Source organism: Pectobacterium sp. A5351 (genome assembly GCF_028335745.1).
Lineage (GTDB): Bacteria > Pseudomonadota > Gammaproteobacteria > Enterobacterales > Enterobacteriaceae > Pectobacterium.
Genome location: NZ_CP116477.1, coordinates 280916 through 307785, shown reverse-complemented (window position 1 = coordinate 307785; position 26870 = coordinate 280916). Strand labels below are relative to the sequence as shown.

The following is a 26870-nucleotide window of genomic DNA, read 5'->3' as shown; positions in this document are numbered from 1 at the left end:
AGTTGCAGGAAGGCGGCAAGCGGGGGAATCCCGATGAGCTTACTCAAGTAAGTGATTCGGATGAGTAAACGCAGCCAACACACATGCGGCTTGAAGTATGACGGGTATATATCCTATTAAAGGACGCTGCATGCTCTTTGCAACACTACTCTTGTTCGTTGGTTTGCTACTACTGGTTTACGGTGCCGATCGTCTTGTCTATGGCGCTGCCGTGCTTGCGCGTTCTCTTGGCTTACCTCCTTTCGTCATCGGCATCACCATTGTCGGCTTCGGCACCTCTCTCCCCGAGCTGATTGTTTCCGTTACCGCTGCCTTAAACAATCAGAACGACATGGCCGTCGGTAATGTTATCGGCTCTAATATCGCCAATATCTTACTCATTCTCGGCAGCGCAGCGCTTATCCGGCCGCTGACGGTACAGTCAGCCATCCTGCGTCGGGAATTGCCGCTCATGTTGTCCGTCACTTTATTGTGTGGCGTTTTACTGCATGATAGCTACCTGAGCCGCGCCGACGGCATGATGCTGCTCTTCGCCGCCGTTCTGTGTCTGGTGTTGATACTACGCATGGCGCAACAGGCGCAGCGAGAAGGTGGCGATAGCCTGACCCGCGAACAGTTGGCGGAACTTCCGCAGGACGACAGCAATCAGATGGTCGCCGTGTTGTGGCTGATTCTCGGCCTGATTATTTTACCCATGGCTGCCCGCATGGTGGTGGATAACGCCACCGTCATTGCACGCTACTTCGACGTCAGCGAATTGACCATTGGACTGACGATATTGGCTATCGGCACCAGCCTGCCCGAGCTTGCTACCGCCATCGTCGGGACGTTGAAGAAAGAAGATGATATTGCGCTGGGCAACCTGATTGGCTCGAACATTTTTAATATCGCGATTGTGCTGGGCGTCCCCGCGCTGCTCTCGCCGGGCGCACTGAATCCTCAGGTTTTTCAGCGCGACTATTGGGTCATGCTGGCGGCGAGCGTGCTGTTGACCGCACTGTGCCTCAGCAAAAAACGCCGTATCGGACAGGGCGCGGGCGCATTATTATGCTGCGCGTTTATCGCCTACCTGACGGTGTTGTTCTGTTTTTCATAATTAAGCTGTTCCGTTTTTCATCATAATCAGGACTATTGGTATGTCACAGTTTGAACAAGATGCTCATCTAAAACAGCAGTCTGACCGTGCACTATCCGATCATGCAACACAAGCCGATCACGCACCACAAGCCGATCATACGCGAAAAAAGTCTCATGAACTGCCAGCCGATTTCGACTTCCAGCAGGCGGGCAAGCAGGTAATAAGCATCGAACGCGATGGGCTTGCGCAATTAGATCAGTACATTGATGATAATTTTACCCTCGCCTGTAAAAAGATATTCGATTGCCAAGGCAAAGTTGTGGTGATGGGAATGGGCAAATCCGGTCACATTGGCTGCAAGATGGCCGCGACTTTCGCCAGTACCGGTACGCCTGCTTTTTTTGTTCACCCAGGCGAAGCCAGCCACGGCGACCTCGGTATGGTGACGCCACACGATATCGTGATCGCCATTTCCAACTCTGGCGAGTCCCATGAGATTCTGTCGCTGATTCCCGTCCTGAAACGCCAGAAAGTGTTCCTGATCTGCATGACCAGCGCGCCAGAAAGTACAATGGGTAAAGCGGCGGATATTCACCTGTGCGTGCACGTCCCGCAGGAAGCCTGCCCGCTCGGTCTGGCACCCACCACCAGCACCACCGCAACGCTGGTCATGGGCGATGCGCTGGCCGTAGCCTTACTACAGGCGCGTGGCTTTACCGCCGAAGATTTTGCCCTTTCTCACCCTGGTGGCGCACTCGGCCGCAAACTTTTACTGCGCGTCAGCGATATCATGCATTCAGGCGACGAGATTCCGCATGTCCCACACGATGCTTCACTCCGTGATGCACTGGTGGAAATTACGCGCAAAAATCTGGGTATGACGGTAATCTGCGAGGCGGATATGAAAATTCAGGGCATCTTTACCGATGGTGACCTGCGCCGCATCTTCGACATGAATATTGACTTGAACAGCGCGCGCATTGCTGATGTGATGACCGCGGGCGGCATCCGGGTCGCACCGCAAACGCTGGCGGTAGATGCACTTAACCTGATGCAGTCGCGCCACATTACCTCAGTGCTGGTGGCAGAAAACGATCGTTTGGTCGGTATTATCCATATGCACGATATGTTGCGGGCTGGCGTGGTTTAAAAAGAAAGGATAATAGTGAATGAGTGAAGTCAGGGCGCAAACCGATACCTGCTATGGGCCTGTCGATCAACAGGTACTGGATAAAGCCCGTGAAGTGCGCCTGTTAATCTGCGACGTTGACGGCGTGATGTCCGATGGTCTGATTTATATGGGCAACCACGGCGAAGAACTGAAAGCCTTTAACGTCCGCGACGGTTATGGTATTCGCTGCTTGCTGACGTCTGGCATTGAGGTTGCCATCATCACCGGTCGTTCAGCAAAACTGCTGGAAGATCGGTGTAAAACACTGGGCATTAACCATCTTTATCAGGGGCAATCGGATAAGGTTTTGGCCTTCAACGATCTGTTGGATAAACTATCAGTAACAGCAAATCAGGCCGCGTATATCGGCGACGATATGATCGACTGGCCGGTGATGGCACAGGTCGGGTTGAGCGTTGCCGTGGCTGACGCCCACCCGCTGTTGTTACCACGCGCAGATTATGTCACCCGCATTGCGGGAGGCCGCGGAGCCGTACGTGAGCTGTGTGATTTGATTTTGTTCTCGCAGGACAAGCTGGAGCATGCCAAAGGGTTGTCAATATGAGTAAAACCAAGCGTTGGCTCACCGCTTTCCTGGCGCTGTTGGTGCTTATCCTCATCGGCTGGAATATTGCGGATGACGACACGGTAGCGGCACCGGATGCAAACGACCCTGCCGTGCCGGTTTATACCAGCGAGAAAACCAACACGCAGGTATACAGCCCTGCGGGTAAGCTGAGTTACAGACTGATTTCGGAAAAAGCGGAGTATTTCAACGACGAGCAGTTGAGTTGGTTTACCGCCCCCGTTGCCACCCTGTTCAACGAACAGGGGACAGCAACCTGGTCAGTACGCGCCGACCGCGCCAAGCTGACAAAAGACAAGATGCTCTATCTGTACGGCCACGTCGAGGTGAATAGCCTGACCAAAGACGCACAGCTTCAGCGCATCACAACGAATAATGCCCAGGTGAATCTGGTGACGCAGGACGTTTCGTCCGATGATGAAGTCACCCTGTACGGCACTAGCTTTACCTCAAGCGGAATGAAAATGCGCGGAAATCTGCGTAACAAAACGGCCGAGTTGATCGAAAAGGTAAAAACCTCTTATGAAATCCAAAACCAATAATCTGATGCGTAACACCCTGATCGCCAGCTCGCTGTTCGCCGTCAGCGTGTCCGCCTTTGCCGTCACAGGCGATAGCAACCAACCGATTCGCATTGATTCCGCACAGCAGTCTCTGGACATGCAGGGCAACACGGTGACGTTCACCGGTAATGTTGTCGTGAAGCAAGGGACGATTGAAGTAAAAGCCGACAAGGTCGTCGTGACGCGCCCACAAGGCACGCAAGGCAGTGAAGTGGTGGAAGGCTACGGTAATCCCGTGACGTTCTACCAGATGCAGGACAACGGCAAACCGGTAAAAGGTCACGCGCAGAAAATCCGCTACGAACTGGCCAAAGACTTTCTGGTACTGACAGGCAATGCCTATCTGGAACAGCAGGATAGCAATGTAAAAGGCGATCGCATCACCTATCTGGTGAAACAGCAGCAGATGGAAGCGACCAGCGAAAAAGGAAAGCGCGTGACGACGGTGTTGGTCCCCTCTCAGCTTCAGGAGAAAGAGAACAAGAACCAGCCTTCTCATTCTCAACAACCGCAACCACGGGTCACTGAATAAGTTATGGCAACATTAACCGCAGAAAATCTGGCCAAGGCGTACAAAGGCCGTAAGGTCGTCGAAAATGTCAGCCTGACCGTCAATTCCGGTGAAATCGTCGGCCTGCTCGGGCCGAACGGTGCCGGCAAAACGACAACGTTCTACATGGTCGTGGGTATCGTCCCGCGTGATGAAGGACGTATTGTCATCGACGACGACGACATCAGCCTGCTTCCTCTGCACGAACGCGCGCTGCGCGGCATCGGCTACCTGCCGCAGGAAGCCTCTATTTTTCGTCGCTTAAGCGTCTATGACAACCTGATGGCGGTGTTACAGATCCGTAAAGATCTGACGAACGAGCAGCAGGAAGATCGTGCCAATGAGCTAATGGAAGAATTCCATATTATTCATTTGCGCGATAGTCTGGGACAATCGCTGTCCGGTGGGGAAAGACGCCGTGTAGAGATTGCGCGTGCACTGGCGGCGAATCCGAAGTTCATCCTGTTGGATGAACCGTTTGCGGGCGTAGACCCGATCTCCGTACTGGATATTAAAAAAATCATTGAGCATCTGCGTGACAGCGGGCTCGGCGTGTTGATTACCGATCATAACGTCCGCGAAACGCTTGATGTCTGTGAACGAGCCTACATCGTGAGTCAGGGCAACCTGATCGCCCACGGTTCACCGACCGATATTCTGGCTGATGAACAGGTGAAACGCGTCTATCTGGGCGAAGGCTTCCGACTCTGATAGGGTAATATTTTATCTTTGCAGTACTTATGGGACGTTAGCGCGATTTATGAAGCAAGGTTTGCAACTCAGGCTTAGCCAGCAACTGGCCATGACCCCACAGCTCCAACAGGCCATCCGCCTGTTGCAACTGTCCACGCTTGAATTGCAACAGGAAATTCAACAGGCGCTGGAAAGCAATCCGTTGCTCGAACAAACGGATCAGCACGACGAAATCGAGTCATTTGAAAAGGCAGACAGCGATTCACTGGATACCGGTGAGGCTCTGGAACAGAAGGACATGCCGGAAGAATTGCCACTCGATGCCACCTGGGATGAAATTTACTCAGCAGGCACACCGTCGGGCACCGGCACCGACTATCGCGATGAAGAGTTGCCGATTTATCAAGGTGAAACCACGCAAACGCTTCAGGACTACCTGATGTGGCAGGTTGAGCTGACGCCGTTTTCCGACACCGATGCCGCCATCGCGACCTCTATCGTCGATGCGGTGGACAACACCGGTTACCTGACTGTACCGCTACAGGACATTCTTGAGAGCATCGGTGACGACGACGTGACGCTGGAAGAAGTTGAAGCCGTACTCAAACGCGTGCAGCGCTTCGACCCCGTTGGCGTCGCCGCCCGCGACCTACGCGATTGTCTGCTGGTGCAGCTTTCCCAGTTCGCCGACGACACGCCACGCCTGACCGAAGCGCGTCTGATCGTCAGCGATCATCTCGATCTGTTAGCCAACCATGATTTCCGCAGCCTGATCCGTATCACGCGCCTGAAAGAAGAGGTGCTGAAAGAAGCACTGGCGTTGATTCAATCACTCGATCCCCGTCCGGGACAATCGATCAACACCGGTGAATCCGAATACGTCATCCCTGACGTACTGGTCCGTAAAGTTCAGGGAATCTGGTCCGTTGAACTGAACACCGACAGCGTTCCCCGCTTGCAGATTAACCAGCAATACGCTGCGCTGGGTAACAGCGCGCGCAACGACAGCGACGGACAGTTTATTCGTAGTAATCTGCAAGAGGCGCGCTGGCTCATCAAAAGCCTGGAAAGTCGTAACGACACACTGCTGAAAGTGACCCGCTGCATCGTCGAACAGCAGCAGGATTTCTTCGAGCAGGGTGAAGAATTCATGAAGCCCATGGTACTGGCAGACATCGCGCAGGCAGTGGATATGCATGAATCCACCATCTCACGCGTGACGACACAGAAGTTCCTGCACAGCCCGCGCGGCATTTTTGAGCTAAAATATTTCTTCTCCAGCCACGTTAATACCGATAGCGGCGGAGAAGCGTCGTCAACGGCAATCCGCGCGCTGGTGAAGAAGCTGATTGCAGCGGAAAACCCCGCGAAGCCACTGAGCGATAGCAAGCTGACGGCGCTGCTCTCCGATCAGGGCATCATCGTGGCGCGCCGTACCGTGGCAAAATACCGAGAGTCTTTATCTATCCCACCATCAAATCAGCGTAAACAACTGGTTTGATCTCAACAGAGAAGGAAGACGCTATGCAGCTCAACATTACCGGACACCACATCGAGATCACTGAACCGCTGCGTGATTTTGTGAATGGCAAGTTTGCCAAATTAGAGCAGTATTTTGACCGGATTAATCAGGTCAATGTGGTATTGAGAGTGGAAAAAGTTCAGCAAATTGCCGAGGCCACGCTCCACGTTAATGGTGGCGAGCTGCATGCAACCTCAGAAGCGGAAGATATGTACGCCGCGATAGATTTATTGATTGATAAGCTGGCAAGACAGCTCAATAAGCATAAAGATAAACTCAAGCAGCACTAATTTTCTCCTTTGCCGTTTGGCAAAGGAACAAACTCGACCCATCCATCGGATGGGTCGGGATCACCAGAAGTGAAAGCGTCGTTAAGTGAACATAAAATGAACCACGATCCCGTATTGCAGCTCAGCACCGTATTACGTCCTGAGTGCACCCGAAGCACCGTCCACTGCCAGAGTAAGAAGCGGGCATTGGAAATTATCAGTGAGCTGGCCGCCAGGCAGCTTAACATTCCTTCGCAGATTATCTTTGATGCCATCCTGACCCGGGAGCGGATGGGCAGCACGGGAATCGGCGGCGGCATTGCCATTCCTCACGGCAAGCTGGAAGACGATAATGCGCTGGGTGCCATCGGTGTTTTCATCCAGTTAGAGCAACCGATCGCTTTCGATGCTATTGATAATCAGGCCGTTGATCTGCTTTTTGCCTTGCTGGTTCCGGCGGAACAATGTAAAACCCATTTGCATACCCTGTCGCTTGTTGCCAAGCGGCTGGCGGATAAAACGGTTTGCCGACGCCTGCGTGCGGCGCAAAGCGATGAAGAGCTGTACCAGATTATGACGGAAGCCGGTTAAGCCGGATGGTGGTCATGTTCACGATGATGGGCGATTTGCCGTGGATTCAGAGAATGCTTGCAATCCCTACGCGAAGCCGTCATTTTTTTAGCTATACATCACTTTTTTATAAAAACAGTGGCAATGAGAATTCGCCATCACGTTGCCAGAGGGGAGTCGTCAGATGGTGCTGATGATTGTCAGTGGTCGCTCAGGTTCAGGGAAATCTGTCGCCCTGCGCGCACTGGAAGATATGGGGTTCTACTGCGTAGATAACCTGCCTGTGGTTTTACTGCCAGAGCTGGCTAATACGCTTGCGGCACGTAACATTTCCGCAGCAGTCAGTATTGACGTGCGCAATATGCCGGAATCGCCAGAGATCTTCGAGCATGCCATGGAGCAACTGCCGCCAAGCTTCTCGCCTCAATTGCTATTTCTGGATGCCGACCGCAATACATTAATCCGTCGCTATAGCGATACCCGTCGCCTGCATCCGCTCTCCAGCAAGAATCTGTCGCTGGAAAGCGCCATTGATGAAGAAAGCGATCTGCTGGAGCCGCTGCGTTCACGCGCCGACCTGATTATCGACACCTCAGAGATGTCGGTACATGAACTGGCTGAGATGCTACGTACCCGTTTGCTCGGCAAGCGGGAACGTGAGCTTACGATGGTGTTCGAATCGTTCGGCTTCAAGCACGGTATCCCCATTGATGCGGATTACGTCTTTGACGTGCGTTTCTTGCCGAACCCGCACTGGGATCCGAAACTGCGCCCGATGACCGGCTTGGATAAGCCCGTTGCGTCCTTCCTCGACAGACATACCGAAGTTCACAATTTCATCTACCAGACCCGCAGCTATCTGGAACTGTGGCTGCCGATGCTGGAAACCAATAACCGCAGTTATCTGACTGTCGCCATTGGCTGTACCGGCGGTAAACACCGTTCCGTCTACGTCGCCGAGCAGTTGGCAGACTACTTCCGCTCACGCGGTAAGAACGTCCAGTCACGCCACCGTACGCTGGAAAAGCGTAAACCCTCGTAATCGTTGGCACACCAGTACAGCCAGGTAACCCATGACAGTCCGGCAAACGGTTGAAATCAAAAACAAGCTGGGCATGCACGCTCGCCCAGCCATGAAATTGTTCGAGCTGGTGCAGAGCTTTGATGCAGAAGTAATGCTGCGTAATGACAGCGGCACCGAAGCCGAAGCCAGCAGCGTGATTGCCATGCTGATGCTGGACTCGGCCAAAGGGCGACTCATTGAGGTGGAAGCCACTGGCCCGGATGAAGAACAGGCACTTGCTGCCGTCATCGGGCTGTTCGAAGCCGGGTTCGACGAGGACTAGCGATTTCCTTAGCTGGCTATCTGTACACCTTAGTGCTTCACTTTCCCTTCCGAACCTCCTACTATCCACATATATCATATTTTCTTATACCCCCCGTTCCTTTGGGCGCGGGGGGTTATTTTTATACCATCTGAAAATATCAACTGGAGAGGAGTATGACGAAACCTAACCTGACAATCAGTGAATTGGATGCAGAACGTCTGGATATGTTATTGGAGCAGCCCGCCTTTGCGGACAGCGATATCGCACAGGCGTTGAATGAGGAACTGGATCGGGCGGTCATTCTGCCTTCGGCATCGATTCCCTCACATGTCGTCACCATGAATAGTCGGGTGCGTTTCCGCGATCTGAATACCAACGAAGAGCACATCCGCACGCTGGTTTATCCGGCCGCGGTGAAAGACAGCCAAGAACCGCTGTCGGTGATGGCTCCGCTGGGCGCGGCACTATTGGGAATGCATGTGGGAAATGCTATCACCTGGCAGTTGCCAAACGGTGAAGAAACGCGAATTGAAGTATTGGAACTACTCTATCAGCCTGAAGCCGCGGGCGAGTACCACCGCTAAATTAGCGAGGTACGATGCCACTATCGGCATAGCGTAACCGCCGTCGGACACTGCTGACGGCGGCTCCTGCTAAATACTTTCTACTTCAGCGGCATCTGGTCGTTTGGAAACGGGATTCTCCCCATTACCACAGTTTATCTCAGATGAACATATCAACCACATACCTCCCTTGCTCCCGCTCAAGTTTATCAGCCCAGAGAATAGCATCAGCTTCACTACTTCCTGTTGTTTCGCAATAAATTCGGAGCAGTGTTGCACGAACCTCTGGTGCCATTTGCAGACCGTCACCGCAAACGAAGATAATCCCCCCCTGGCAAAAGAGCGTCTTAATACGCTCCCTATCAGCCCAAACGCGATGCTGAACGAAGGTAACCTCTCCATCAGGCTGATGGGAAAATGCAGGCAACACCGTCACAATATGACTTTTCTCCCAGGCAGCAAGCTCATCGCGATAGAGATAATCGACATCAGGATGGCCTGTGCCAAAAAACAATAGCGCTGGACCAACACTCACTCCGGCCGCCTGCTGCAATGCACGTTCCTGTAGAAAACCACGAAATGGCGCTATCCCTGAACCTGCACCGATCAAAATAATCGGTATCGAAGGATCATCCGGTAGATGGAAAAACGGGCTAGAAGGGCGTACCACAATGGCGATACGATCGCCAGGTTTCAGAGAAGCAAGGTAGTTGGAGGCGACGCCTTTGTAACGGCCTATACCGGATAACGCTGGCGAATCGACGACCGCGACAGTGAGCGTAACGTGGTCCGGTTTCCATGCTGGCGATGATGAGATTGAGTACTGCCGTGCTTTAATCGATGGCAGCATTGTAAGGTAGCGGCGAAAGTCAGTCGGACAAGATTGGAAGCGATAAAGTAGATCCAGCAAGCTCAAACGCGGTACGAGCACGTCATTCTCGTAATGCTCCGTGGCCAGTTTTTCAAGCTCCATTTTTTCCGGCGGGCAGCGTGTTGCCGCCGCCAATGCCGCGACCTGTGCCCGCGTAGCCGGTTGCGACAGCTCAACATAGTTTCCCAACAATTCTGCACAGCTAATCGGTTGTCCAATCGGCAACCCCATGATATTGGGGGCTTGATTAATGACAAGCATCATATCGGGTGACAGACCAAAACGCCGTAATACGCGATCTATCTGATCATCTGAGTTTCTCGGCAATACGGCAAGATAATCTCCCGCTCGGTATGCCATCCCTTCCGGCAACCTGATTTCAATATGCCTTTTTGAACGTGCAAAAGGTGATGTCATGTCGACAAGTTCTCGATTCTCAACCACAACTCCACATCCCATATCGGGAATCTGTAATGTACTGACGCGATCGGCATGAACAAATTCCAGTTCGAGTTCAGCCGCGCCCTCAGCCATGGATCCCTGTCTACCGAATGCCGTTGTCAGCGCAGGCCAGAGTTTGGTGTACCAGTCGTCAAAATTGCCGAAAAAATCCCCACCAGAATCGGCAACGCCTCGCTCATGGATACGCTGCCCCCCAGCATGTTCAAGTGCGAGGTCCACTCGCTTGGGTATCGCCTGATAGGTGCGCACCCATTGTAAGTTACCACAACCAAATACGCTGAATTTCAGCCCTGACAGTGCGTCATCCGCCAGCCCCTCAACCCAAGGGACAAAATGGCGTGCATTGTTCGGCGGCATCCCTTCATAAGAGGCAGTGACAACAATGAGTGCGCCGGTTTGCGGTAATTTCTCAGCATAATCATCCAGCGCTGCGAGCGTAGAGGCAAAACCGTATCTCTGTGCATCAGCCGCGATACGGTTAGCGAATGCTTCTGAAGATCCGGTATTGCCGCCATGCAGCACCAACAAGGGGATAAGATCCTGATGGTGCTGTGCCTTGGCCACAGGCATCACGGCCATCTTGTTTGAGGTCTCTTTGGGCGTGACACCTCGTGTCAGCGTTTTTGACGGTTTACGCACCCGGGTGCGGATTTTCAAGTTATCGGGTTTAATCGTCAGATGTTCGACAATCTTAAGCTCATAGGAAGGATCACTCAGTTCAAAATCAAAACGCTGCAACATCATTGCCAGCACAAGCTGTGCTTCCTGCATAGCAAACATTCTTCCAATGCAGGCGCGTTTGCCGGAGCCAAAAGGCTGCCAGGAATTTGGCAGCAAATTCTCTGCATTATCTGGTCCGAATCGCTCTGGTTTGAACAGGTTGGCATCATCCCCCCACGCCTTGACATCACGATGAAGCTGCGGTTGAAGGATGACGATCGAATCTTTTGGCGTAAGGGGGTATTTACCCGCCAATATCGTATCCTGTATGGGACTCACGATGTGGCCCCCGGCAGTAGGCCACAAACGCAAACTTTCCATCAGTATCTGTTCCAGATAGCGTAGCTGAGCAAGGTGCTCAATACGGGGTATTTCATCCCCAAGAACCTCATCAACGATAGCCTGCGCTTTATTTAGAACGTCTGGATTTTTCAACAAAAAATAAACGGTAAAAGAAAGCATACCGCTGGTGGTTTCATGGCCCGCAACCAAAAACGTCAACATCTGATGAGCAATATTCTCATCAGACAGTTTTTCCCCGGTTTGCGGATCGACGCCATTCAACATGCGATTGAGCAGATCGTTTTTTTCATTCGCCTTCGGATCCACTTTTCTCGCCGCGATCAGCTGCTCTACCACTGAATACATCAGCGCTTTATCTGTCCGGTATTGGCGAGTGCTAGAAATCATCAATTTGTTCACGATTCCAGGGCGGTGTATACGTAAACCAGCCTCTTTAAGCGAACCAACTACTGCTTTCACGAAAGGCAACAAATCATCACGGTAGAAGCTATTGAAGCGATAATCGAACCCACAGAACGCGATCGTATCCAGCGTTAGCCGGGTCATATTATCAGCAACATCAATATCAACATCGGGGCCAAAACGCTCCCAACGCAAAAACATCTGCTCTGAAATATCCAGCATCTTATCGAACATCGAGCGAACACCGAGCGGACCTAATGCTGGCATCAAAATTCGATGCGCCTTACCCCAATTTGGCTCATGAGTATAAGCCGTAAAAAGTCCATCACCGCCTAGATAACGCAATTCGAGTAATTCTGCGCTTGACTTTTTCTCAAAGTAATTTTCATCACTCAGTTCGTTCACGAGTTCCTGAGAGGAGGCAACATAAAACTCATCGCTAAAAATTCGCATTTTAAAGAATGGGCCGTATGTTTTTGCTAATTTCATTAAACTGGCGATGCCATTACGGGGATCCACATCAGCCAAATTGCCAATGACCGGTTTGATGGGAGGTTGGGGAACCGCTGTCTTTCCTGACATAATCCATATCCTTATGAAGAAACAACACGTTAATTTCGCTCCAGCGCTGTTTACAGCCCCCACGGTAACGCCCGTCCGGATATTACCCAGCCGATATTAGCGAGTTCATCATGGCCATATAAATTCATAATCAGGCGGGCTGAAAGCCATTACCGTTCATTACGCAATAATTCAGGCTCTAAACAATCGTTTTTAAAAATAGCAAATCAAAGTAATAGGGAGAACAGTATTTACACAAGCACCGCATTTATAGCTAATTGCCACATCGCGCGCGTAAAATCTGCTATTGAGTGCATTTCATTTTGGCAGGAAGACAGGCATCACATCACGGTACGCCTGAAAGATCAGGCCCGTACCGTGATGCATTCCACGATAGAACACAATTGCACAGCTAAAGCCGGGGCTCCATCCCCAACACGCGACGCCATTACTCCCCTGCGATTTTCATCTCTGGCAGCAGCACGGAACCACACTGGATATTGCTCCGGGTTTCGATATCGTTCCCCACCGTCACAATATTACGCAGCATGTCTTTCAGGTTACCCGCGATCGTAATCTCGCTGACCGGATACTGAATTTCACCGTTTTCAACCCAGAAGCCGGATGCCCCACGGGAATAATCCCCCGTCACACCGCTTACCCCCTGCCCCATCAGTTCGGTCACCAGCAGGCCTTTGCCCATCTGTTTCAGCATGTCGTTGAAACCCAGGCCCTGTCCGGCAATCCGCCAGTTATGAATGCCACCCGCGTGGCCGGTGCTCTTCATCCCCAGTTTGCGCGCGGAGTAGCTCGTCAACAGCCAGGTTTGCAGCACGCCCGCTTTCACAATTTCACGTGCCTGCGTCCGTACGCCTTCGCTGTCGAACGGCGTAGAAGCCAGCCCTTTAAGCAAGTGCGGCTGTTCCTCAATCGTCAGCCACTCTGGCAGAATCTGCTGACCGAGCTTATCGAGCAGGAAGGTCGATTTACGATAAACGCTGCCGCCGCTGATCGCGCCAACCAGATGACCAAACAGACCCGTCGCGACTTCCGCAGAAAACATCACTGGTGACTGCATGGTTGGCAGCTTACGCGGTGAAAGGCGAGATAACGTGCGGCGCGCGCACTCTTCGCCCACCCACTCCGGGCTGCGCAAATCATCCAGAGCACGGCCGACGGTATAAGCATAATCCCGCTCCATATCGCCATTGACTTCGGCAATCACGCAACTGGACATGGAATGACGGCTGGAGCAGTAGCTTTTTAGCAAGCCGTGGCTATTGCCGAACACCTTAACGCCATAGTGGCTATTAAAACTGCCGCCTTCGGTATTGGTGATACGTTTGTCAGCCTGTAACGCCGCCTGCTCTGCGCGAGCCGCTAATTCAATGCCGCGATCCGCATCCAGTTCGGTCGGATGGAACAGATCGAGATCCGGCGCATCGAATGCCAGAAGATCCCGATCCGCCGGGCCAGCAGAAGGATCGACAGAGGTATAACGAGCAATATCCAGTGCGGCCTGAACCGTACGCGCGATCGCATCCGGACTGAGATCGGTAGACGATGCGCTGCCTTTACGTTGTTGGTAATACACCGTAATACCCAACGCGCCATCGCTATTGAATTCAACATTTTCAACGTCACCATAACGGGTGCTGACGCTAATGCCCGTCGTTTTTGACACCGCGACTTCTGCCGCATCCGAACCGGCACGCGCCAATTCCAACGCCTGAGCAACCGCGAGTTCCAGCGCTTTACGCTGCTCTGCAACCTGAGTAGTTATCGTCATTGTTCTGCCATAATGAGTGGAAGAAAGCTCACCATCATCATCCCCGCAACGAGTACAAAAGGGGCGTATACTCTACCTACTTCGCGCAGCCAACACATCGGTAACGTGAGGTATGACGAGCATAATATGGTGTAGCATAATGCTTTCTAGTCTAACAGGATCTACGGACAATTTCGCACAAAGCCCAAACCTGTTAGTATCAGCCTCTTTTTTTTCTGGTGGGCACGCTGTTCACCATCCCGGAGCCGCTCTCGTCACGGTACGAATTGCTCCTGGACACTTTTTAGGAGCCACCCATGAAACAAAAACCCGAAGACTGGCTGAATGACGTCCCGGATAATCAGGAAGACGATGAAGATGATGAAATTATCTGGGTCAGTAAAAGCGAAATAAAGCGCGATGCCGAAGCGCTGAAAGATCTCGGCGCGGAACTGGTTGATCTGGGCAAAAACGCCCTGGAGAAGATCCCACTGGACGACGATCTGCGTGCAGCGGTAGAACTGGCACAGCGGATCAAAAAAGAAGGTCGTCGCCGTCAGCTACAGTTGATTGGCAAAATGTTACGCGCCCGCGATCCTGAACCGATCCAAACGGCTCTGGATAAGCTGAACAACCGTCATAATCAGCAGGTGGCGTTATTCCACAAACTGGAACAACTGCGCGATCGTCTGATTGCCGAGGGTGACGATGTAGTTCCCGATGTTCTGGCGCTGTACCCGCATGCTGACCGTCAACAGTTACGTTCTCTGGTGCGTAATGCGCAGAAAGAGAAAGCCGCAAACAAACCGCCGAAATCCGCCCGCCAGATCTTCCAATATCTGCGCGAACTGGCAGAAACCACAGACTAACGGCAAGTGCGGGATGAGGGTTCGCTCATCCCACGCTTTATTCATACTCGCCATAACAGATCTTTTGGCTTTCTGGCGCAATCGGGTAATTTCTTGACAGGGCTGAATTCGGTTCGTATTCTGTCCAAAGCCGCATTGTGTATAGAAAACAACCAAGGAATTATCATGTCCCTTGCAGAGCAAATCAAACCCATTACCTACCTAAAATCCAGTGCAGCGGAGATCGTTAAGGAATTTGCGGTCAATCCTGAACCCATTATTATCACTCAAAATGGTGAAGCCAAAATGGTGGTTATGGACATCATAGAATATGAAAAACAACAAGAAACGCTTGCCTTGCTTAAGCTGTTAGCCTTGGGGAGAAAAGCGTTTACGGAAGGTAAATATTCTGATGCAGAATCTTTTTTGGATGAAATGGACGACTGATGTCGATAAGAAAAGTTGTCATTCTTGACAGTGCCAAAGAAGAACTCAAAGACATTAAGAAATATGTCAGAGCAAAATTTGGCGATTCTGTATGGAACACAATAAATCCAGAATACAAGACAGCCATTCAGAGAATTAAGCAAAACCCTCAAAGTGGCGGTTACATTGACGAACTGAAAGAACTTGGCGTCACAAACGTCAAATATACGCTGGTCAGACAAACAAGGGTCGTTTATGAATTTGACGACAGTATCGTTCTGATTCATATGTTCATCAACACCAAAAGAGATTTCAGGACTCATTTATTCAAAAGGCTTTTGAATCAATAAATAAAACTCACCACAGGTGAAAGTCGCCACGTAAACGCCTTCCTGATCGTACTGTCTGTCCCACCAATATTAGTTGCTCAGCGCATGCTGATAATCACGCAGGATTCCGGTTAATCGCCCTACAGGTGCCGTCACGCTCGGGGGAAGCTGCTGTTCCGTCAACATCTGCTGATAACGTTCAAGCTCGTCTAACAGCTGCGTGAAATAGCGGCTGCGCGTACTATCACGTCGAGCCAACACCACCTGCTCTGCCGTTGCGCGAATCTGACGATGCAAGGCAGAGAGCGCCGCGTTTTGCGGAATATCCAGCGTTCTCAGACGCTGATGCATGATGATCAACCACAGTGCGAGACGATACCTGGCAATATCGTCAGGAAAGCGGTTCAGCAGCAGGAACAACTGTTGGTACAACGCAGGCAGATGGTTTTCCTTGCGCCGCGTCGTGTTGGTCGTCAGCGCTGAAACCGCGCCATATACAAAACGGTTCAGCAGCGTTCTCCCCGTATGCGCCTTGGTGTTATCCCGGATCAGCAGGATCACCATCAGCGCCAGAAAACAGCCGATGATCTGGCCGATCGCGCTGTCCAGAAACTGGCTGATATGGAACGTCATCGGGTTATCCAGCACCAATATATTGATCGTACTGGCTAATGCACCCAGCGAACCGAGCCGACGTTTTTGTACTTCAATCCCAAGAAAGAAGGCCATCGCCCCCAAACTCAGGCACAGTAGCAGCATACTTTGCTGCGTTGAGGGCATAATAAACATGAACATTATTGCCCCCAGCGGCAGCGCATAGATCGTCCCGAACAGAAAATCCTTCGCCATCATCTGCGGATTCGGCAAACGCATGGCAAGCGATGTCACCACCGCAATCATCACCATACACACGCTGCCAGAGGTCCAGCCGGTGCTCAACCAGAACAAGCAGCCCAGCGCAGTCGCCACGCCAGTACGTAAGCCGTTGATCATGGCATGATGGGTTTCGGCTGATGGCGCTTTAATTTCCACATCGCTGTTCAACACGTCAGCTTCAATCGTCGTGATACGCCCGTTGGTCTGCACGCCTTTCGCTAACAACAAATAGCGCGTCGCTGCCCCCACCCAGCTAACCAATGTAGGTGGCACGTCACGGCTGTCTGCGGCAATCAGGTGGCGCAATGCTTTCACACGGCAATGCACATCGCGAAACGACTCAACGGGCTGATCCAACAACAGTTTCAGGCTGCTTTTTACGGGAGTCGGGGCATCCTGCAACATCAGGTAGGTTTCACACGCCTGTGTAATCATCGTGAGCGATTGCGTATGCAGCGACGTTAAACGGCGGTTACTGTTCTGCCAGCGCGAGGATTCCAGCATCAGACTGCTGTGCATGCCGTTTAGCGCGGTCGTTTTACGCACCAACGCATGCCATGCGACATCGATGGCTTCTTTCTCCGCGCCGTTCATGCTGAGTTGCAGTAAGCGATATTGATCCACCAGCAGTTCGCCAATACTGCGATCAACGTCCTGCTTGATCGAACGTGGCGAAAACAGTAAATCCGCCAGAATGGCACAAAAAATGCCTAGCACAATCTCGCTACAGCGCTCCACGGCAAACTGCGGCGTCAGCAGCGGCGTGCCCTGCGTCGACACAATAATAATCAGCGCGGTGTAACCCGCCAGCCCGAACACATAGGCGTTTTCGACTTTAACCAGCGAGGAAACCCAAGTGCAAAGGCCTGCCCAAATACAGCACAACATTAACATCACAACCGGTGCGCGAACAGTGGCGATAATGATGATAAGTGCACCGATGCAGCCGATAAAGGTGCCAATAATGCGCAGAATACCACGATGACGAATTGCGCCGGAAAACGGCTCGCCGCCTGCGGCAAAAGCGGGGCCAGCAGCAACAATCGCCGCCGTCAGCACCGACCAGCGCGGGGTTTCCAACTGGAGATGAAACCCCAGAAACAGGGACAGTACAATCGCAAAGCTCAGTTTGAAGGCAAAGCGCAAGCGCGCAAACTTCGGTGTCGTAAAAAACACAGGGCCTGTCAACGACGGCGTTTTCATCATCGCCTCACTTAACCAAACTCACGCAGGCGATAAAGGAGACGAATAAGCGGTGACGGCTTTTTGTCATTGTTGACCTGCTCACCGGTGATCACCACGGTTGCCGTCGTGCCAGCTGGATAAAGGTCGCCCATTTGACGATCGAGGCGAATTTTTACCGGCACACGCTGCGCCAGACGCACCCACTCCAGATTAGAATCCACATTCGCCAAGCCTTTATTGTTCGCGCTGCTGCTGCTGTTATTCACACCCGCCGCTACGCTATCAACCGTGCCGTAAAATATCTTTTCACTGCCCAGCGGGGTGATTTCCGCACGGTAACCGCGGCGAACCCCTTCAAGCTTGGTTTCTTCCATGTACGCCAGCAGGTAGAACGAATCCTTCTTCACCAGCGCCACGGCCGTATTACCGCGTTCGATGAACTCACCGCTCTGCACATGCAGGTTGGTCACCCAGCCGTCGGCAGGGGCGCGAACCACGGTGCGTTCCAGTTCCAACTGCGCCAGTGACAACACCGCCTGCGCTTTAGCAAGCTGGTGCGTGGCGGTTTCCAGGGCATTACTGGACTGATCGATATTTTCCTGCGACATCGCACTGACGCCCAGACGAGCACGACGCCCCGATTCCCGACGTTTTTCCGTCACCAGAGCCTGATAGTAGGCAACATCGGCTTCCGCCTGCGCCACGGCCTGATGGTAGCGCGGCTGATCGATAACAAACAGCACGTCACCTTGGTTCACCCGTTGATTGTCCGTGACGCGAACATCGCTCAACAACCCACTGACGTCCGGCGCGATTGCAACAACGTCCGCCGTAAATTTGGCATCACGCGTCCAGGGCGATTCGGTATAAAACGCCCAGACACGGAAAATAGCGACAATCGCGCACAGCACAATCACCAGCGTAATGACCACGCGGCTCAGTTTTTTGATCAGCACGGCCTGCTGTCTCAACAAGGTTAAAAAGAACGCTTTCACAGACGCCTCACAGACCGTAACGGAAGAGTAAATAGAACAAACAGCAGAACAGCGCGCTGTTAAACAGCGCCGGATGCCAGACAAAGTCATAGATACCCGTCGGTTGCAGCAGGCGGTTCACGACAAAAAACAGGGTCAATGACACCAGCAAGACAAAAAATACGGGGGGAAATGACAACCCGAATAGCACCATAACCGGGAGTGAACTCATCCTCTTTTCCTTTTTTCTATTAGGTAGCGGTAGCGTGCAGGTTCGCTACCGGATGGTAAATGATGTCGTCTGATGCTGACGTTCAGCATAGACAAAAGCGCGTCATCCCGCAGGCTGTAGCCAGCGAATTAAATAGCGTTAAACTGATGAATAGCGATGCCAGCAGAGGCTGACTAGCGATGGGAAATCAGCGCACGATCTACATTGGGTAAATAAACGCAATCATTGGCTAGCTCTGGGCGGTGAATAATCATGGACGACCACAGGGGCGATGTCTGTTCGTTTTCACCTTCAGGCAACGCTGCCGCTTGAACGATGGCGGACAATGTTCCACCCGGCATCACCGGATAGGCTATATTATGGATGCTTATTATCACCTTATCTACATAGTGTGATCTAAATCACTTTTAAGCCAGAGTGAATAATGGAAAGACTAAAGAGTATGTCGGTGTTTGCCCGCGTGGTGGAATTTGGGTCTTTTACCGCCGCCGCCCGCCAGTTGCAGATGAGCGTATCCGCCGTCAGCCAGACCGTCACCAAGCTTGAAGATGAACTACAGATTAAGCTGCTGAACCGCAGTACGCGCAGCATTGGGCTGACGGAAGCGGGGAAAATTTACTACCACGGCTGTCGCCGCATGCTGCATGAGGCTCATGAGGTCCATGAGCAGCTTTACGCCTTCAACAATACGCCCATCGGCACACTGCGCATCGGCAGTTCTTCCACGATGGCACAGAATGTATTGTCCACCATGACTGCCGCGATGCTGAAGGAATACCCCGGCTTGTCCGTCAATCTGGTCACAGGAATTCCCGCTCCCGACCTGATTGCCGATGGGCTGGATATCGTAATCCGCGTCGGCGCATTACAGGATTCCAGCCTGTTCTCGAAACGCTTAGGCTCGATGCCCATGGTGGTCTGTGCCGCCAAAAGCTATCTGGCACAGCACGGCACGCCGGATAAACCAGCCGATATGGTGAATTTTTCCTGGCTGGAATACAGCGTGCGTCCCGACAGCGAATTCGAGTTGATCGCCCCAGAGGGCATTTCAACCCGCGTCACGCCACAAGGACGCTTTGTCACTAACGATCCACAAACGCTGGTGCGCTGGCTCAAGGCTGGCGCGGGTATCGCGTACGTGCCGCTCATGTGGATCGTGGATGAAATCCATCGTGGCGAAATTGAGATCCTGTTTAACCGCTACCACTCCGATCCGCGCCCGGTCTATGCGCTCTACACCCGCAAAGACAATCTGCCGCTAAAAGTACAGGTCTGCATTAACTACATGACGGAATACTTCAAAAACGTAGCCCTGACGTATCAGGGCTATCGGCAGAACCATAGCGAGGAAAAAAAGTAGGTTTTGCAAAGAGGAAAACGCGAAGCGCTTCCCTCTTTCATACAAAACACATCCCCATCCTACCCTCCGTGCGTTATACCTCTTTCCTTCGTTCAGGAAAGTAAAATCATATGGATAACGTACGAATAAATTCGTACAATATGGGTGAAGGGATGGGATTCAAGGATGCCAAAAAGCAGCTTATTGTCTGTTTGCAGTCAGGTAATGTGCTGCATGAGGCCAGAGGGAATATCAGCACGAAGAATTTGCTGGCAACCGGACAACTATCAATAACAGAACTCATTGATATTATTTATCAATCTTCGGAGGCATCGTACGCTTCTTCACCCCATCATTTTGCAGCGCATATTGATGTTCATATCATCCGTTGCCGCCATCGGGAAATACCGTGGTATATCAAATGGTATTTTTCCGAGCCGAATTGTGTCTTTATTAGCGTCCACCATTGAGGCGATGACATGAAAATTTTCAAAGTCGGCGATACACAGTCCGCTCTCTGTAACACATGCCAGTCACTTGAAACGGCGACGTTTCAGCTTAGAGACGTCCCATTCAGCGATAACAGCGGCATGGTGAGACAGGTCTTGGTTGGCGTTTGCAATCGCTGCGGGAATGTTGCCATCATCCCCCATCAATCTACGCCTATGATTAAGAAAGCGCTGGATGTACAGCGTAAGGCACTGGAAAGCAGAGTCCCTGCGCACATGATAGACATATTAAATCTGGCAAGTTGCGAATTAGGTGGGGAGCCCGATTTTATTCCCACGCTGATGAAATATTATCTGCACACGCTGGCGGCCGACCACACAGCGGCAAAAGATATCCCGCGTTTTCTGCAAAGTGATTTGGCAAAAGGAAAATCCGAGAAACGTCTTTCACTTAAAGGCAGGCATGTCGCAGCAGACATTGACGTACTCAAAACTACGACAAATATCTCCAGCACAACAGACCTGTTGAAAGGCATTGTTCTCAAGATTAAGGAAGACGTTTTGGTACAGCGGGATGAAATACACATCAAGCAACTCAAATCGATTATTGCCGCAGTGTCCTGACTTTGTGCTCCATTACCTTTCAGCCCAATAAAAAACCGCGCTTATAAAGCGCGGTTCAGACCGTTGACAAACCTATTTGCTGAATAAAAACGGGAGTAAGGGAATAGAAGAGTAAAGCGTTTGCGCCAGGGATGGCGCAATCCGAGCGTACAGGGAGGTACTTGCAGCGTCTTTACGATCTATCCGTTAATCCCGCACTACGGACTTTGTCATCAACCTCAACCGCGCTTATAAAGCGCGGTTCTACAAGACTCTCAGATATCACGCGGTGCCGCCAACGGTCAGGCTTTCCAGCTTCAGCGTAGGCTGGCCAACGCCGACGGGCAGGCTTTGCCCTTCTTTACCGCACACCCCAACGCCTTTATCCAGCGCCAGATCGTTGCCGACCATCGAGATCTGCTGCATCGCTTCAATACCGGAGCCAATCAGCGTGGCACCTTTAACTGGCGTGGTGATGCGGCCTTTTTCGATCAGGTATGCTTCGGACGTCGAGAAGACGAACTTGCCAGAGGTGATATCGACCTGACCGCCGCCAAAGTTTGGCGCATACAGGCCATATTCGACGCTGGAGATAATCTCTTCCGGCGTGGATTTCCCAGCCAGCATGTAGGTGTTCGTCATACGAGGCATCGGCAGGTGCGCATAAGACTCACGGCGGCCGTTGCCCGTCGGTGCAACGCCCATCAGACGAGCGTTCAGCTTGTCCTGCATGTAGCCTTTCAGAATGCCGTTTTCAATCAGGACGTTGTACTGCCCTGGCACGCCCTCATCGTCCATTGAGAGGGAGCCACGGCGTCCACTCAAGGTGCCATCATCGACCACCGTACACAGCTCTGATGCGACGAGTTTCCCCATCTGTCCACTGAACACTGACGTTCCGCGACGGTTAAAGTCGCCTTCCAAACCGTGGCCTACCGCTTCATGCAGCAGCACCCCCGGCCAGCCTGCGCCCAGCACCACAGGCATCGGCCCTGCGGGTGCGGCCACCGCTGACAGATTTACCAGCGCCATACGCACGGCTTCTTTTGCCCAGGCGTCGACACGTGCTTCGCCGTCAGTCACTTCCCAGAAATAATCGTAACCACCACGCAGGCCGCCGCCGCTAGAACCACGCTCGCGTTTACCCTCAGATTCAACCAACACGCTGATCGACAAGCGAACCAGCGGACGCACATCCGCCGCCAGCGTGCCGTCTGTCGCGGCCACCAGCACCAGTTCGTACACGCCGGTCAGGCTGGCTGACACTTCCTGCACCCGCGCATCTGCGGCACGTGCGACCGTATCGGCGCGCTGCAACAGCGCAATCTTGTCCTCACGCGTCAGGCTATCCAACGGATTCAACGTTGGATAAAGCGCATTATGCGATACCGCTCCCAACGTGTGCGCAGTCCCCGTTCCCTGTTCCCGCACAATGCTGCGTGCAGCCTGCGCACTCTGGTGCAATGCGTTCAGCGTGATCTGATCGGCATAAGCAAACCCGGTCTTTTCTCCGTCAATCGCGCGGATACCCACGCCCTGATCGATATTGTAAGAACCGTCTTTAATGATACGGTCTTCCAGTACCCAGGATTCATGGTAGCTGGACTGGAAATAGAGATCGGCATAGTCCAGACGACGCTCATTAAGCGACCCCAGCACAGCAGCGAGATCGTCAAGATTCAATTTGTTAGCGGTGAGTAACTGCTCACTGACAAACGAAAGGCTCATAGTTTTTCACTCTTTATCAGATAATCGGTTGAGTACACTGCGCTGCCCTAACGGCATTATTCGCCTTTCTTTTTGTTCGGCTCACGCAGCACTTCCTGAATCTTTGGCTGATCGACGCTACCGGAAATCTGGTAGCGAATCAGCGAAATCTTGTTCCATAGCGGTGCCAGCACTTTACTGGCAGCAAACACGGCGGCACCCACAACCGGGTTGACGGCAAAGGCAGTCGCCACGCCCACCGTCGCGGAAATTTCCGGAGCGATAACGGCTTCCATATTGACCTGGCGCTGAGCGAGGTCGAGATCGCCTTTCATCGCGATATCCGCTTCAAGCCCGTCGATCAGCATATCATCAGTATGCAACACGCCGTCTTTAATCCATGCGGTGCTGCGAATCGAATCGAAGTAAAATCCACGGCCAAACGTATCACTAAAATCAAACCGCAGCTTACGCATCAACGCATCGAAGCTCAATAAACGCAGCAGTTGACCCGCCTGACCCGCGCCGACTTCGGCAATTTCACCCTTACCAATACGCGTGTGCAATATTCCACTCAGGCTGGCAATATCCGGCGCCCAAGGTGTTCCACGCCAGTATAAATCGTAATCCACATCGAAAGAGCCAGCCTTGAGCGGTGAATCCACGCCGAACCAGTTTGCGTTCTGCTCCAGACTGTCTCCCGTCAGGCGGCCTTTTAGCGCGGTCCGCACACCTTCCGCATTTTCCTGCCAGGTACCGTTTACCGTCAGGCGGGCTTTACCCGTATCAATAACGCCATCCTTCAGCGTTAATTTTTCCTTTTCTGGCAACAGCGTTCCCTGAATGCTCCCCATATTCTGCCCGATAATCCAGCACTGGCGACAGTTAACCGCCAGCGACGGCCAGTCTTCAAAGCTAATGCTCGGGTCATTCAGAGGCGATTTTTTCTCTGCTAACGCCACCGGGTTGGTCGCTTCATTCCCTTTCCACTGAGGATTGTAGTAGAGATAATGGATATCGCTGCGCCACATACCACGATTGGGTATCTCAACCGTTCCGTCAATTTCACGCCCTTTTGCCTGCACTTCACTGCCACCAAGCGTATTTTTGCGTGTGATTTCCAGATCGTGCCACTGCTGCCCTAGCAGTTGTAATTCAGACGTCCGCAACGTCACCGCTTCCGGAAAACGAAGGGAACTGTGTGCCTTTCTGCCTTCCGCTGATGTCGAGGCACGCAGCGATGGCAGGAGCCCCAGCCAGCTTTCTGCATCCAGCGGCGGAAGATAGAGCACCAGCGAAGAGTCTTCTGGTAGTGCAGGAGCTGCCGTTGTCCCGTTCTGCCAGCTTGCCCGCGCCAGCGTCACGGTGTCGCCTTTCAGCAACCATTGGCTATTGAAGTGGTTATCTTTGCCCAGCCGTCCCTGCATCGTGAAACCATTCAGGTCACCGCTGGCTTTTACCTCCAGCGGCAGGCTCTCGCCAGCAGGTTTATTTAGTGGGTTAGGTAAGTGACTACTTACTTTGCTTAAATCAGCCTGTACATCAACATCGTAGGTTGTTTTACCAGAATGTGGCAGGTTGACGACCACCGTACTCTTCCAGCCTGCCGAACCGGACACAGCTTTGCTTGCCGATGCGGGTAAACCGGGCAAGCGCGCAGGCTGCCAGTCTCCCTGCAAGCCAACATTCACCAGAAAAGCCTTCGCCTGCTCCTCCGTCGTGAAATTGACCGTCATCGGCTGATTCATCCAGTTCGCCTGGAGCGTGTCACTGCGTAACTTGCCGTTTTCATAGCGAAATTTACCCGTGAGATTCTTAATCGTGGTATCCAGTGGCTTGATATAGAGGCTGTTATTGTTCAGCGAGATGTCGCCACTGGCGCGAACATCGTCACCAGCAAGCGGAATATCCAGATGCAGCGTGCCTTTCACCGGCCCACCAATTTTTAGTTCATCCAGCGCCGTACCCAACGAAGATTTCAGCGGCGTCTGATGAAAATAGCTCCCCACTTCAGGCCCCGGACCTTCCAGCTCGCCATCAATGAGCAGCATCTCTTTTTCATAATCGGGAATGACCGCGCTAATATTCTTGCCTTCCACCTTGCCCAGCCAGGTTTGCGGCGCAAACATCCACAGGCCGTTGTTGGCAAAATCCAGATTGATATCCAGCGGCGTCAGCGCAGGCCAGCCCGGCTCAAACTCGAAGGTGGCCTCTTTCACCGGCACCCAGACTTCAAACTGGCCTTCGTTGTGCGTATAGGGGAAATGCTGCGGATTACCGGCAAAAATCAGCGTCGCATTGTCAACACGGCCGCCCTTCAGCGCACCGCTCAGATAGTCCACCAGCTCGGTGCCCATAAACAGCTCAGGATAATAGCGCCAGGCGTCCGCCGCGTCGGTCAGCCGAATGCCCGCCAGAATATCCAGCTTCGGTTCCTGTTTAGCAGGCTGTTCGTAACGGAAATCGCCATTAGCCCATAGCGATTTCGCCTGTACGTCCAGCCCGTGGCTCCAGAGCGCCAGACCCTGTGCGTCATTACGCCAGTCAATCGTACCGCTGGCCTGCTTGATTTCCAGCGGCGCGCGGAACATATCGACATAGGGCAGCGTGCTCTGATCTAACGCGACGCTAACCTGGCCACGTTCGGCGCTACCGCGGGCAGAACCGGAGAAATGATTAACGCCCGGCAGCAATTTCCACTGCTGCCAGCTCACGTCCTGCCAGTTGGCCTGAAAGCGGCTTCTCTCCGGCTGTTGCAGAGGAATATCGACAGCAACGGTATTCAATGTACCCGTTGGTTGCAGTTCTGCCCAACGTTCTTTCAAGGCTGGCGTAGTCCCGGATAACAGCGGAAGCAGCGTGCTTACCCGTTCCAGCGCCAGATTACTGGCTCGAACGCGCAGTTCTTCCTGTCGATCGGGCCCTAATATGTGTTCATTTTTTGGCAGCCAGAGGGCAGAGAGCCGACCTTTTGGCCAGGCGACGCCATCCGTTGCCAGATTCAATTCAGGCACATCCACCTGCCAGCCATTTTCCTGACGGCTGACATGCAGTGTCATGTCATCGACATTCAGGCGATGTGCATCGCGGCCTTCACCCCAGTTGGCCGTCCCCTGATTAAGGAACACATCACCGCTGTGGATATCGCCTTCACGGACGTTCAGCCAGGCCGCCAGACTAAAGTCGGCACTTTCCAACCCGGTCGTATTTTTCATCCAGCGGCTGAGCCAAGGCTTCATATCAATATTGTCAGCCTGCAGATAGAACGTACCGTTACTGAGTAGCCCCTGCTCATCGTGCAAGTCCATTCTCATCTGTACCACGCCGTGCTGACCATTAAAACTCGACAGGCTGATCAACCCTTCCGCACGATGGCGTTTGTCGGAATTCAGCCAGGTCAGTTGCGGAATGCTCAGCTCCGCGCGGGCACCGGAAGGCGTCAGAAAGGTAATATGGCTATCACGCAGATCAAAACGGTCAAACTGGCGCAGGAAAAGATCGCTGACCTTTCCTGATTCCATCAATTTGCTATCTTGCTGCTGCCCAGTAAATTGGCTATTGATATCAAGCTTTAGCTGGTGAAACGTGAGATCACGGAACTGCCAGCGCCCATGCAGCAGCGACTGCCACACATCCAATGCCAGCGTAATACGGTCAACCTGCCAGTTCGATTCCGGCAGGAATGTACGAAATTTTTCAATTTCCAGCGTGGGGCCAAAGGACTCCCAGCGCCCCGTCATCGAACCGATTTCTAACGGAACACCGGCCGCAGACTGCGCCCAGGCCACCAACTGTGGCCGGAAGTGATCGAGTTGCGGCAGCACCAGTCTTAAGCCGCTGACTAACAGCGCAACCATCACGACAAGAGTGGCACCCGTGATGACGAGTATTCCGGGCAGTCGCCTCACTAATCTCTCCTTCT

At 52.6% G+C, this 26870-nt stretch carries 25 protein-coding genes; 18 read left to right on the top strand and 7 right to left on the bottom strand.

What is annotated here, in order from left to right; all coding sequences use genetic code 11:
* The first annotated feature begins 130 nt into the window (after positions 1-130).
* From O1Q74_RS01450 to rnk, 12 genes are all read left to right on the top strand, one after another.
* The gene (locus tag O1Q74_RS01450) at positions 131-1096 is read left to right on the top strand and encodes a calcium/sodium antiporter (RefSeq protein ID WP_271875789.1); all 966 of its coding nucleotides are present in this window, start codon (positions 131-133) and stop codon (positions 1094-1096) included.
* 40 nt (positions 1097-1136) lie between these two features.
* Complete coding sequence (gene kdsD, locus O1Q74_RS01445; RefSeq protein WP_271875787.1) at positions 1137-2228, top strand: arabinose-5-phosphate isomerase KdsD; 1092 nt, start codon at positions 1137-1139, stop codon at positions 2226-2228.
* 19 nt (positions 2229-2247) lie between these two features.
* Positions 2248-2814: a 3-deoxy-manno-octulosonate-8-phosphatase KdsC gene (gene kdsC, locus O1Q74_RS01440; RefSeq protein ID WP_271875785.1), complete on the top strand. Its 567-nt coding sequence runs from the start codon at positions 2248-2250 to the stop codon at positions 2812-2814.
* Complete coding sequence (gene lptC, locus O1Q74_RS01435) at positions 2811-3377, top strand: LPS export ABC transporter periplasmic protein LptC (protein WP_012772998.1); 567 nt, start codon at positions 2811-2813, stop codon at positions 3375-3377. The genes kdsC and lptC overlap by 4 nt, the downstream gene beginning before the upstream one ends.
* Positions 3358-3930 carry a lipopolysaccharide ABC transporter substrate-binding protein LptA gene (gene lptA / locus O1Q74_RS01430; RefSeq protein ID WP_271875783.1) on the top strand — a complete coding sequence of 191 codons (573 nt, stop codon included), beginning with the start codon at positions 3358-3360 and terminating at the stop codon, positions 3928-3930. Before lptC ends, lptA begins: the two co-directional genes overlap by 20 nt.
* Positions 3931-3933: 3 nt before the next feature.
* On the top strand, positions 3934-4659 hold the full coding sequence (gene lptB, locus O1Q74_RS01425; RefSeq protein WP_271875781.1) for an LPS export ABC transporter ATP-binding protein: 726 nt from the start codon (positions 3934-3936) through the stop codon (positions 4657-4659).
* 49 nt (positions 4660-4708) lie between these two features.
* Entirely contained in the window at positions 4709-6142 is a 1434-nt protein-coding gene (gene rpoN, locus O1Q74_RS01420; protein ID WP_271875779.1) for an RNA polymerase factor sigma-54, read from the top strand.
* A 23-nt stretch (positions 6143-6165) separates the two neighbouring features.
* Positions 6166-6453 (top strand): ribosome hibernation promoting factor, encoded by a 288-nt coding sequence (gene hpf, locus O1Q74_RS01415; protein ID WP_011091920.1) that lies wholly within the window; start codon positions 6166-6168, stop codon positions 6451-6453.
* A gap of 96 nt (positions 6454-6549) precedes the next feature.
* Positions 6550-7023 (top strand): PTS IIA-like nitrogen regulatory protein PtsN, encoded by a 474-nt coding sequence (gene ptsN, locus O1Q74_RS01410; protein WP_039279069.1) that lies wholly within the window; start codon positions 6550-6552, stop codon positions 7021-7023.
* Positions 7024-7186: 163 nt separating this feature from the next.
* Positions 7187-8044, top strand: coding sequence for an RNase adapter RapZ (rapZ, locus tag O1Q74_RS01405; RefSeq protein ID WP_010296630.1), 858 nt, complete (start codon positions 7187-7189; stop codon positions 8042-8044).
* 31 nt (positions 8045-8075) lie between these two features.
* Positions 8076-8348, top strand: coding sequence for a PTS phosphocarrier protein NPr (gene npr / locus O1Q74_RS01400; RefSeq protein WP_174866488.1), 273 nt, complete (start codon positions 8076-8078; stop codon positions 8346-8348).
* A 155-nt stretch (positions 8349-8503) separates the two neighbouring features.
* Positions 8504-8914, top strand: a complete 411-nt coding sequence (rnk, locus tag O1Q74_RS01395) for a nucleoside diphosphate kinase regulator (RefSeq protein ID WP_271875773.1) — start codon at positions 8504-8506, stop codon at positions 8912-8914.
* Positions 8915-9053: 139 nt separating this feature from the next.
* On the opposite strand, the gene O1Q74_RS01390 is transcribed toward rnk, so the two are convergent.
* Together O1Q74_RS01390 and pmbA are read right to left on the bottom strand one after the other, a co-directional pair.
* Positions 9054-12233, bottom strand: a complete 3180-nt coding sequence (locus O1Q74_RS01390) for a bifunctional cytochrome P450/NADPH--P450 reductase (protein WP_271875771.1) — start codon at positions 12231-12233, stop codon at positions 9054-9056.
* A 427-nt stretch (positions 12234-12660) separates the two neighbouring features.
* Positions 12661-14001, bottom strand: coding sequence for a metalloprotease PmbA (gene pmbA, locus O1Q74_RS01385; protein WP_271875769.1), 1341 nt, complete (start codon positions 13999-14001; stop codon positions 12661-12663).
* A gap of 296 nt (positions 14002-14297) precedes the next feature.
* On the opposite strand from pmbA, the gene yjgA reads away from it, so the two are divergent.
* From yjgA to O1Q74_RS01370, 3 genes are all read left to right on the top strand, one after another.
* Complete coding sequence (gene yjgA, locus O1Q74_RS01380; RefSeq protein ID WP_271875767.1) at positions 14298-14849, top strand: ribosome biogenesis factor YjgA; 552 nt, start codon at positions 14298-14300, stop codon at positions 14847-14849.
* Between the two features lie 165 nt (positions 14850-15014).
* Positions 15015-15275 carry a type II toxin-antitoxin system Phd/YefM family antitoxin gene (locus O1Q74_RS01375; RefSeq protein ID WP_271875765.1) on the top strand — a complete coding sequence of 87 codons (261 nt, stop codon included), beginning with the start codon at positions 15015-15017 and terminating at the stop codon, positions 15273-15275.
* A complete protein-coding gene (locus O1Q74_RS01370) occupies positions 15275-15604 on the top strand; it encodes a type II toxin-antitoxin system RelE/ParE family toxin (RefSeq protein WP_271875764.1) in 330 nt (109 codons plus the stop codon). Before O1Q74_RS01375 ends, O1Q74_RS01370 begins: the two co-directional genes overlap by 1 nt.
* Positions 15605-15673: 69 nt before the next feature.
* On the opposite strand, the gene aaeB is transcribed toward O1Q74_RS01370, so the two are convergent.
* Genes aaeB through aaeX form a run of 3 tightly spaced genes read right to left on the bottom strand, consistent with a single transcriptional unit; the run spans position 15674 to position 18850 of the window.
* Positions 15674-17662, bottom strand: a complete 1989-nt coding sequence (gene aaeB, locus O1Q74_RS01365; protein ID WP_271878695.1) for a p-hydroxybenzoic acid efflux pump subunit AaeB — start codon at positions 17660-17662, stop codon at positions 15674-15676.
* Between the two features lie 11 nt (positions 17663-17673).
* A complete protein-coding gene (gene aaeA / locus O1Q74_RS01360) occupies positions 17674-18639 on the bottom strand; it encodes a p-hydroxybenzoic acid efflux pump subunit AaeA (RefSeq protein ID WP_271875762.1) in 966 nt (321 codons plus the stop codon).
* A 7-nt stretch (positions 18640-18646) separates the two neighbouring features.
* Positions 18647-18850 carry a p-hydroxybenzoic acid efflux pump operon protein AaeX gene (gene aaeX, locus O1Q74_RS01355; protein ID WP_005975424.1) on the bottom strand — a complete coding sequence of 68 codons (204 nt, stop codon included), beginning with the start codon at positions 18848-18850 and terminating at the stop codon, positions 18647-18649.
* 424 nt (positions 18851-19274) lie between these two features.
* Between aaeX and aaeR the strand changes: the two genes are divergently transcribed.
* The 3 genes from aaeR (at position 19275) to O1Q74_RS01340 (ending at position 21262) form a co-directional block, all read left to right on the top strand.
* Positions 19275-20210: an HTH-type transcriptional activator AaeR gene (gene aaeR / locus O1Q74_RS01350; RefSeq protein WP_271875759.1), complete on the top strand. Its 936-nt coding sequence runs from the start codon at positions 19275-19277 to the stop codon at positions 20208-20210.
* Positions 20211-20320: 110 nt separating this feature from the next.
* Positions 20321-20659, top strand: a complete 339-nt coding sequence (locus O1Q74_RS01345) for a hypothetical protein (protein ID WP_271875758.1) — start codon at positions 20321-20323, stop codon at positions 20657-20659.
* Between the two features lie 9 nt (positions 20660-20668).
* Positions 20669-21262, top strand: a complete 594-nt coding sequence (locus O1Q74_RS01340; protein WP_271875756.1) for a hypothetical protein — start codon at positions 20669-20671, stop codon at positions 21260-21262.
* Positions 21263-21523: 261 nt separating this feature from the next.
* On the opposite strand, the gene tldD is transcribed toward O1Q74_RS01340, so the two are convergent.
* Complete coding sequence (gene tldD / locus O1Q74_RS01335; RefSeq protein ID WP_271875754.1) at positions 21524-22969, bottom strand: metalloprotease TldD; 1446 nt, start codon at positions 22967-22969, stop codon at positions 21524-21526.
* 56 nt (positions 22970-23025) lie between these two features.
* Positions 23026-26856, bottom strand: coding sequence for an AsmA2 domain-containing protein YhdP (gene yhdP, locus O1Q74_RS01330; RefSeq protein ID WP_271875752.1), 3831 nt, complete (start codon positions 26854-26856; stop codon positions 23026-23028).
* Between the last annotated feature and the right edge of the window lie 14 nt (positions 26857-26870).